A 4,705-nucleotide genomic window follows, 5' to 3' on the forward strand; every position below is an offset into this window, starting at 1 on the left:
GGCCGGGCCTCGAGCGGGCACCGAGGTGTCCGCCGGGGACAGGTTCGGGGCTGGTTCTGCGGGCGTTACGCCGGTTTCCGGACGATGAAGCGCATGTTTCCGGACGCTGGTGACCGGGTTGACCCGGCGATGCCCCCGTGACGGCTGGTTTGGCCCGGTAGTCTCGGTCTGGAAGAACTGGGATGATCGGCGGCGTCCGTCGCCGGGTCGCCCGGGGTATGTATGGAGCGAAGTCGCGAAGAGACGAAACGCCGAGCGAGACGTGAGGGCCGGGCAACGGTGGGTGCGCCACTGCTGGTGGATAATGCCGATCTGTCGGTGAAGACCCTGGGGGCCTGCCGAATAGATTCTCCCCTTCTACCCTTGTTGGGGGAGCGGCCGACGACGCAGCATTACATCGACGAGGCGGACAAGGTCCTCTACGACGACACCACGTCGATGATCGCTGCCCGCGAGGTCGATCTCGCCGATCTACCGGGGTTCGAGCCGGCCGGTCCGCGTCGGAAGATCTACTTCGACCCGTCCAAGACCCGGGTCGGCATCGTCACCTGCGGTGGCCTGTGCCCCGGGCTGAACAACGTCATCCGCGGCCTGGTGCTGGAGCTGACCTCGCACTACCGGGTCCGGCGGATCTTCGGTTTCCGCAACGGGTACCAGGGCTTCATCGCCCGCTACGGCCACGACGTCGTCGACCTGACCCCCGAGAGCGTCGCCAGCATCGACGACGACGGCGGGACGATCCTCGGCAGCTCCCGCGGCCAGCAGGACCCCGGCGAGATCGTCGACTGCCTGTCCCGGATGAACATCAACATTCTGTTCGTCATCGGCGGGGACGGCACCCTGCGGGGCGCCAAGGAGATTTCCCGGGTGGCCACCGAACGCGGCGAGAAGATCGCCGTCGTCGGCATCCCGAAGACGATCGACAACGATATCCCCTACATCGATCAGAGCTTTGGCTTCCAGACCGCCTTCGGCAAGGCGGCCGAGTCGATCCGGGTTGCGTACGCCGAGGCGACGTCCGCGCCCGGCGGCATGGGCGTTGTCCGGCTGATGGGTCGGCATTCCGGCTTCATCGCCTGCTATGCGACGCTGGCGAAGAGCAACGCCGACGTCGTCCTCATCCCGGAGCTGCCGTTCAAGCTGGAGGGCGAGGGCGGCCTGCTGAACTACCTGCGTCGCTGCGTCGTCGAGCGCGGGCACGCGGTCGTCGTCGTCGCGGAGGGCGCCGGGCAGGAGCTCATCACCGATCAGCCGGAGGGTTCCGACGCGTCCGGCAACCGCAAGCTGCACGACGTCGGCCCGGAGCTGTCCCGCCGGATCAAAAATCACTTCGACGCCGAGGGCGTCGAGCTGAACCTGAAGTACATCGACCCCAGCTACGCGATCCGCAGCGTCCCGGCGAACCCGTACGACAACGTCTACACGATCCGGCTCGCCCATGCCGCGGTGCACGCCGCGATGTCGGGGCGCACCGAGATGGTCGTCGGCCGCTGGCGCCGCCGCTTCATCCACATCCCGATCGCCCTCGCCGTCAGCCAGCGCAACCAGGTCGACCCCGCCGGCGACCTGTGGATGTCCGTCCTCGAAGCCACCGGCCAGCCCCCCCACTTCGAGTAGTCCCCACCGATCTCCTTGCCTGTCCAGGGGGACGAATCGGGCATGCAGCCCTCTGGATAAGCAAGGAGCGCGGCGTGTGGCCGTCCGGCCGGGCGGTTGAGGCCATGACCATCCGCGGCGAGCGCCAGGAGTAGGGGTGCGATCGCGTGGGGTGAGCTGTGGGTGTGGTCGGCGCCGTGGGCGACCCGTTGCTCGGCTATGGGGAGTCGGCTATGGGGAGATGGCCGAGCCGGCCGGAGTCAAGCCCGGGACGCCACGTAGGTATCGATCCGCCGGACCGCTCCCGCCCCCCGAGGCCCGTGATCATCCCTTAGTGTTGGGCGGCATTGGCTGTCGATCTTCACGGGTCACGATGTGTGGCTACCCGACCCGGTCGGGTGGAGCCGGCCTGGGCCGGCTGGCGACCCGTTTCTGACATCGAAGCCACATCCGGGGAGCTGTGGATGCGGCTGATCACTTGCTGTCCCCGACCTCACAGGCGCCGGCCGCTCCCGCCTTGGCCGGCGCTGGTTGCCCACTTCTGACAGCGCGGTTATGTTCAGGATGCTCTATTTCTCTCCCGGCGGGGGCGTACCCCGCCGGGCGGCCCTGGGGCGCGGATCTCGGCATCCTGTGTGCCCCGGGGCGGCGACGGCGCCGCCGCCGCACGAGGACTCTGACGCAGAGCCGCGATGACGAGGAGCCAGATGGACACGATCCCCACCTCATGGGACGAGACGACCGATGTGGTCGTGGTGGGCACCGGTGCCGCCGGGCTCACCGCGGCGGTCCGCGCCGCCGACGCCGGCGCGCGTGTGCTGGTGCTGGAGAAGGCCGCCGTGGTCGGCGGCAGCACCTCGGTCTCGGCGGGGATCGTGTGGGTGCCGCTGAACGGGCACCAGGCCGAGTTCGACATTTCTGACACCCGCGACGAGGCGCTCGCCTACATCCGCCGCCTGTCCGGCCGGGTCGCCGACCCGGAGCTGCTTGAACTGTGCGTGGACCGCGGCGCCGAGATGCTCGAGTACATCGAGACGCACACCCCGCTGAAGATGACGACCATGGCGAAGTACCCGGACTACTACGCCGCGTACGACATCCCGGGGAAGAAGTACGGCGGGCGCTCGTGCGAGCCGCTTCCCTTCCCGGTGGGCGAGCTGCTGCCGGACTGGGCCGCCCGCATCCAGACCAAGGTGGCCGTGCGCGGCCAGGTGGCCCGCAACATGCTCGCCGAGGACATCGGGCAGCTCGAGCGCACCCCGCAGGAGCTGGAGCGGCGCAACCGCGAGGATGTCCGCACGAAGGGCAGCGCCATCGTCGCGGGCCTGCTTCGCGGCGTCCTCGACCGGGGCATCGAGGTGCGCATGCAGACCCGCGCCGAGCAGCTCCTCGGCGAGGACGGCGTCGTGCGCGGGATCCGCGTCACCGCCGCGGACGGCACGACCTCCACCATCGAGACCACCCGCGGCGTCGTGCTTGCCAGCGGCGGGTTCGAGTGGAACCGGGAGCTCGTGTCCGCGTTCATCGGCTTCGAGCTGTATCCGATCAGCCCCCAGCACGCCACCGGCGACGGGCAGATCATGGGCATGGAGGCCGGGGCGCTGCTCGGCAACATGCACTCGTTCTGGGGTTCCGGCGCGATGCTGGACCCGACCGACCTCACCCTCGGCGTCCCGCTGCCGACCTTCGACGACGCCCGGGCGGCCGGCGGCACCATCATCGTGAACTCCCACGGCGACCGGTTCGTCAACGAGGCCCAGCCCTACCACGACTTCGCCCACGCCTTCGGCGAGTTCGACGCGACGACCATCGACTTCCCGAACGAGATCGCCTGGATGGTCTTCGACGAGGGCGTGCGCTCGCGCAAGCAGATCCTGTCGTTCAAGCCAGGCGACCCGATTCCCGACTGGGTCGCGACCGGCGAGACCATCGCCGAACTCGCCGAGCAGCTGGGCATCGACCCGGAGCACCTCACCGAGACCGTCGCCGAGTTCAACAAGCACGCGGCCGACGGCCTCGACCCGCACTTCGACCGGCCGCGCGGCATGACCGGATCCAAGATCCGTCCCGTTGACCGCGGCCCGTACTACGCCGTGCGCATCTACCCGGGGACGCTGGGCACCAACGGCGGCCTGCGCACGGACGTCAACGGCCAGGTGCGCCGCGCGCGCGGCGGGGTCATCGAGGGCCTGTACGCGGCGGGCAACGCCGCGGCAAGCCCGCTCGGCTGGGGCTACCCCGGCGGCGGGACCACGCTGTGGACGGGCATGACCATGGCCTACGTCGCCGGCGAGCAGGTCGCCCACAGCCGGGCCCCCGTCGGCGTGGCCTGAATCGACCGACGGCGAGGCCGGGTCCGCACCGCGGGCCCGGCCTCGCTGCGCGCCGGGTCAGTTCGTCGAGGGGTCAGTTCGTCGAGGGGTCGTTCGGTGAGGGGTCGTTCATCGTGTCGGCATCGAAGAAGGTGCGCAGACTGCGGATGAGACCGGCGTCGTCGAACACGAAGTGCGTGGTGACGACGTTCTCAAGCCCGCCCCGGGCGCCGGCGTCGATGACCGACAGTGTGGTGGCCACCGCCTCGTTGCCCACCACCGCGACGCGGTCGAGCCGGAACGAGACCGACCAGTCCGGGGGAATCCCCTCGACGAAGAACCGGTGCAGGGCTTCGGCGCCGCGGGCGACGGCGTAACCGGCCGGATCCTCCACGAGGCAGTCGTCGCTGAACAGCGCCTTGCGGCCCGCGACATCACCCGCCGCGTAGCTGGCGTAGTACGCGGCGATCCGAGCGCGGACGTCCGCCGGATCGACGGTGGCCGGTACCGAGGACACGAGCTTGGCCAGCAGCCGACCCGTGGAACCCTGGGCGGTCACGCGGCCACCGCCGACGGTCCCGCGATCGTGTCATCGTTGATCGACGCCTTGCGCACCTGCACATCCCTTCGACGCGTTCACCCTGAACGTCCCCGCTCGCGCGGCATCTCCACCTTGCACCACCGGAGCCGCACGGGCACGCCAGGCGGCACAGGGCATGGCCGACTCGAACTCGGTCGTCGCCGAACTGGATGCTCGCAGCCGAGAGGGCGCGTCTCCCCTCAGGTGGCGTGTGCCG

3 protein-coding genes are annotated in these 4,705 nt (G+C 69.8%); 2 read left to right on the plus strand and 1 reads right to left on the minus strand.

Features of this window, described 5'->3' with window-relative positions; translation table 11 throughout:
• The first annotated feature begins 279 nt into the window (after nt 1–279).
• Nucleotides 280–1,617: an ATP-dependent 6-phosphofructokinase gene (locus tag NBZ85_RS27775; protein WP_261559443.1), complete on the plus strand. Its 1,338-nt coding sequence runs from the start codon at nt 280–282 to the stop codon at nt 1,615–1,617.
• 686 nt (nt 1,618–2,303) lie between these two features.
• The gene (locus tag NBZ85_RS27780) at nt 2,304–3,929 is read left to right on the plus strand and encodes an FAD-dependent oxidoreductase (protein WP_261559444.1); all 1,626 of its coding nucleotides are present in this window, start codon (nt 2,304–2,306) and stop codon (nt 3,927–3,929) included.
• 73 nt (nt 3,930–4,002) lie between these two features.
• Here NBZ85_RS27780 and NBZ85_RS27785 read toward each other — a convergent pair whose 3' ends face one another.
• Nucleotides 4,003–4,467, minus strand: coding sequence for a nuclear transport factor 2 family protein (locus tag NBZ85_RS27785; RefSeq protein WP_261559445.1), 465 nt, complete (start codon nt 4,465–4,467; stop codon nt 4,003–4,005).
• Nucleotides 4,468–4,705 lie beyond the last annotated feature (238 nt).

This window comes from Frankia tisae (genome assembly GCF_025403405.1).
Taxonomy (GTDB): domain Bacteria; phylum Actinomycetota; class Actinomycetes; order Frankiales; family Frankiaceae; genus Frankia; species Frankia tisai.